6 protein-coding genes are annotated in these 4149 nt (G+C 64.6%); all 6 read right to left on the reverse strand.

What is annotated here, in order from left to right:
• Positions 1-349 (reverse strand): hypothetical protein (locus IT540_RS03860; RefSeq protein ID WP_291173540.1); only part of this gene is annotated, 349 nt, incomplete at its 3' end.
• 291 nt (positions 350-640) lie between these two features.
• The gene (gene rplL / locus IT540_RS03865) at positions 641-1018 is read right to left on the reverse strand and encodes a 50S ribosomal protein L7/L12 (protein ID WP_291173543.1); all 378 of its coding nucleotides are present in this window, start codon (positions 1016-1018) and stop codon (positions 641-643) included.
• Between the two features lie 91 nt (positions 1019-1109).
• Positions 1110-1628: a 50S ribosomal protein L10 gene (gene rplJ / locus IT540_RS03870; RefSeq protein WP_291173545.1), complete on the reverse strand. Its 519-nt coding sequence runs from the start codon at positions 1626-1628 to the stop codon at positions 1110-1112.
• Between the two features lie 387 nt (positions 1629-2015).
• Positions 2016-2801 carry a 50S ribosomal protein L1 gene (gene rplA, locus IT540_RS03875; protein ID WP_291173548.1) on the reverse strand — a complete coding sequence of 262 codons (786 nt, stop codon included), beginning with the start codon at positions 2799-2801 and terminating at the stop codon, positions 2016-2018.
• Positions 2802-2805: 4 nt separating this feature from the next.
• Positions 2806-3252, reverse strand: coding sequence for a 50S ribosomal protein L11 (rplK, locus tag IT540_RS03880; protein WP_291173551.1), 447 nt, complete (start codon positions 3250-3252; stop codon positions 2806-2808).
• Positions 3253-3423: 171 nt separating this feature from the next.
• Positions 3424-3960, reverse strand: a complete 537-nt coding sequence (gene nusG / locus IT540_RS03885; protein ID WP_291173554.1) for a transcription termination/antitermination protein NusG — start codon at positions 3958-3960, stop codon at positions 3424-3426.
• Between the last annotated feature and the right edge of the window lie 189 nt (positions 3961-4149).

The raw sequence follows: 4149 nt of genomic DNA on the forward strand, positions 1-4149 counted from the left end.
CCGTCTCCTCGTTCACATCGAACACGATCAGGCGCAGCTTGACCTTCAGCGGCGCCGAGTAGGTCATGTCACGCTGCATACACTCGTCGACGTCATACTTCGGCGGCTCGAACTCGTAGCGCACGAACTCGAGCGTCGCGCGGCCGGAGAAGTCGGAGATCGGAAACACGGACTTGAAGACAGCCTGCAGGCCGTGATCGTCGGGGCGGCCTCCAGGCGGCTCCTTGACCATCAAAAAGTCGTCGTAGGAGCTCTTCTGAACCTCGATGAGGTTCGGCATCTCCGCGACCTCGCGGATGTGACCGAATTGCTTCCGAATACGCTTACGGCCGTTGAACGTCTCAGCCATGTCCGCTCCTCATCTCGCCGGGGTCGTGCCGGGGGCTGCACGACCGCTCGTCTTGTCTGCCCAGCGCCGGGGTCGCCATCCCCCGCGCATCGTCGATGAACCTCTTAAACGGCTCACCGGAGGGCCTCATCGAGGGGGCGAACCCTCGGGAGAACCTCCGGAAAACCGTCTTCCGGTCCGCCATTCGGCGGACCGGATCTATTGGCGCCCGCCTTCGGCAGGACAGGCAACAGGTCGCAGGCGGCAGGCAGCAGGTTCGATACTGATGCCCGTCGCCTGCTGCCGGATGCCTTACTTCAGCTCGACGACCGCGCCCTGGTCCTCAAGCTGCTTCTTGAGCTTCTGGGCCTCGTCCTTCGAGACGCCCTCCTTCACGGTCTTGCCGCCGGCCTCGACGAGGTCTTTGGCCTCCTTGAGACCGAGGCCCGTGATGGCGCGCACTTCCTTGATGACGTTGATCTTCTTGTCGCCGCCCGACTTCAGGATGACGGTGAACTCGGTCTGCTCCTCGGCCGGGGCCGCAGCAGCGCCGCCAGCGGGGGCAGCGGCCACAGCAACGGCGGCAGCAGCCGACACGCCCCACTTCTCCTCGAGAAGTTTGGCGAGTTCGGCTGCTTCGAGAACGGTTAGCTTCGACAGGTCATCAACGATCTTTGCGAGATCCGACATTGTATATAGTCCTTCCGGTTAAGCCTTCGAGAGGGGCGCTTTGTCCCAGCCTCGGGGAGGCTGGAGCGCCGGTTTCAAGTCCACAATCGCTCTATGCGGCTTCGCCCTGCGATGCCTTGGCCTGGATGACGCGCGCAAGCTTGGCGCCGGGCTCCTTGACCGTGCGGGCGATCTTCGTCGCCGGCGCGTTCAAGAGACCGATCAGCTTGGCCCGCAGTTCATCAAGCGAGGGTAGGTCGGCGAGGGCTTTGACGCCGTTCGCATCAAGGATCGAGGCGCCCATCGCGCCACCCAGGATCACGAGCTTGTCGTTCTCCTTGGCGTACGTGACGGCCACCTTTGCCGCGGCAATCGGATCCTTCGAGTAGGCCAGTATGGTCGGCCCGGTGAAGAGATCGGAGATGCCTTCGGCCTGGGTATCCTTGAGCGCGAGCTTCACCAGCTTGTTCTTGGCCACCTTGACCGAGCCGCCCGCCTCTTTGACGCGTTTGCGGAACTCGGCCGACTGGGCCGCCACCAAGCCGGTGTTGTGGGCGACGACGACCACGCCGGTGTCCTTCAACACCTCGTGGAGGTTCGTCACGAGCTCGTGTTTCGCGGCTCTATCCACCTCAACACTCCTGGTTGCGATCGGACCCTGAGATCACGATCGCGGTTGCACCTTGCCGCAGCTTGCAAGCTCTCCCTTGGTAGGGAGTGCTCTGCTGCGACGCTCGTCCTGTCCCGACCGCGCGCGTGAGCGGCACGGTGCTGACCCAGAAGGCTCATACCGGAGAGGCGCTCCGAAGAGCGACAAACCGGGTGGTCTCCCGTCTCATGCGGGCCCTCGTTCGAGGATTAAGCTTCGCCGGTTGCCCGGCTCGGCGCCCATCAATCTTGGACAGGTCTCCCGCCGTCCGACCCGGAGGTCCTGGGCTGGAGATCCACGCCGGAGACACATGCCTCGCGGCGCGGAATTCTTTGTCGGACCGATCATGGTCCGATTGCGCTGCCCGGCTTACGCCGCCGGTGCAGCCGAAACGACGGATCCGGTGTCGATCTTGACGCCCGGACCCATGGTCGAGCTCAGCGACACCTTCTTGATGTACGTGCCCTTGGCGCCCGTGGGCTTGCCCTTGGACACGGCATCAACGAACGCCTTGATGTTCTCTACGAGGGCCTGCTCGGTGAAGCTGGCCTTGCCGATGCCGGCGTGAACGATGCCGGCCTTCTCGACGCGGAACTCGACGGAGCCGCCCTTGGCGCCCTTGATCGCGCTCGTGACGTCCATGGTCACCGTGCCGACGCGCGGGTTCGGCATCAGGCCGCGGGGGCCGAGCACCTTACCCAGGCGACCGACGAGGCCCATCATGTCCGGCGTCGCGATGCAGCGGTCGAAGTTGATGGTGCCCTTCGACACGATCTCGACCAGATCCTCGGCGCCAACGATGTCGGCGCCGGCGGCCTTGGCCTCCTCGGCCTTGGGGCCGCGGGCAAAAACCGCGACGCGTGCCGTACGGCCGGAGCCGTTCGGCAGGTTACAGACGCCGCGCACGACCTGATCGGCGTGCTTGGGATCGACGCCCAGGTTCATGGCGATCTCGACCGTCTCGTCGAACTTGGCCTTGGCGCGCGACTTGATAAGGCGCACCGCCTCGTCGACGCTGTAGGCCTGGTTGCGATCGACGCCCTTCCTGACCTCGGCGTTGCGCTTGCCGCCAGCAAGACGGGTCGCGGCGAGCACCTCAGGCGCGACGGACGACTTCTTCGAGGTCTTCTCTTTGGCTGCTGCTTCCTTGGCCATGCGACTACTCCACCACCCTGAGGCCCATCGAGCGGGCAGAGCCGGCGATCGTCCTGGTGGCCTGCTCCAGATTGTCCGTGTTCATGTCCTTGATCTTCAGCTTCGCGATGTCGCGGAGCTGGGCCATGGTGATCTGCCCGACCACGTCGCGGCCGGGGTTCTTCGAGCCCGAGCCCGGCTTGCCGGTCGGCTTCATGCCGGCCGCCTTCTTGATCAGGTAGGTCGCCGGCGGCGTGCGCATCTCGAAGGTGAAGGAGCGGTCGGAAAAGACCGTGATCTTCACCGGAATCGGTGTACCCTGTTCAAGGTCCTTCGTCTTCGCGTTGAAGGACTTGCAGAACTCCATGATGTTGACGCCGCGCTGGCCAAGTGCAGGGCCGATCGGCGGAGACGGATTGGCCGCTCCCGCCGGGACCTGAAGGTTGATGTAGCCGTCGATCTTCTTCGCCATCGTATCCCCTAAGTTCTAGAGGAAGCTCCATGCTTCCCAAGGGTTAGCGGTCAACGGGCGAGCAGTCCGCTCGGCCCTCCCGCGGGTATGGGCAGATGACCGCCACGCGGCCGCCCCTGCCCCTCGACCGGCGCACCGCAGCGCACCGGAAGCTCTTCAAATCTCTCCTCGCTAGGCCGGCACCTTCTCCACCTGCTGGAACTCAAGCTCGACCGGCGTCTTGCGGCCGAAGATCGAGACGCCGACCTTGAGGCGCGAGCGCTCGCCGTCCACTTCCTCGACCTCGCCCTGGAACGAGGCGAAGGGTCCGTCGACAACCTTCACCTGCTCGCCCACCTCGTAGATGATCGAGGGCTTCGGCCGCTCCACGCCCTCCTTGACCTGGTTCAGGATGCGGGCGGCCTCGTCGTCGGAGATCGGGATCGGCTTGTTGTCCGCGCCCAGGAACCCGGTCACCTTCGGCGTATTCTTGATGAGGACGAAGGCGGCGTCCGTCATCTCCATCTTGACCAGCACGTAGCCCGGCAGGAATTTCCGCTCGGCCTGCACCTTGCGGCCGCGCTTCAGCTCAACCACCTCCTCCGTCGGCACCACCACCTCCTCAAAGAGTTGGTCGAGCCCCGCCGACCGCGCGCGCTCCTTGATGGCGTCCGCCACCTTGCGCTCGAAGTTGGTGTAGGCGTGAACGATGTACCAGCGCTTGGCCATTCTCAGATCGTCTCTCGTGTCCTGCATTCGCGGGGCGTCCGCAGTCGGCGCTCCCGCTCAAGAATTCAAGCGCCGAACCCAAGCACCAAGTTGACCAGCCACCCGAGCAGCAGGTCCGGGACACGGAAAAAGACGGAGGCGCGCGCCACCATGACGCGGACCAGAAGCGTGGTGAGCCACACGTCCGTC

The sequence above is a fragment of the Hyphomicrobium sp. genome, from assembly GCF_020852195.1.
GTDB lineage: Bacteria > Pseudomonadota > Alphaproteobacteria > Rhizobiales > Hyphomicrobiaceae > Hyphomicrobium_C.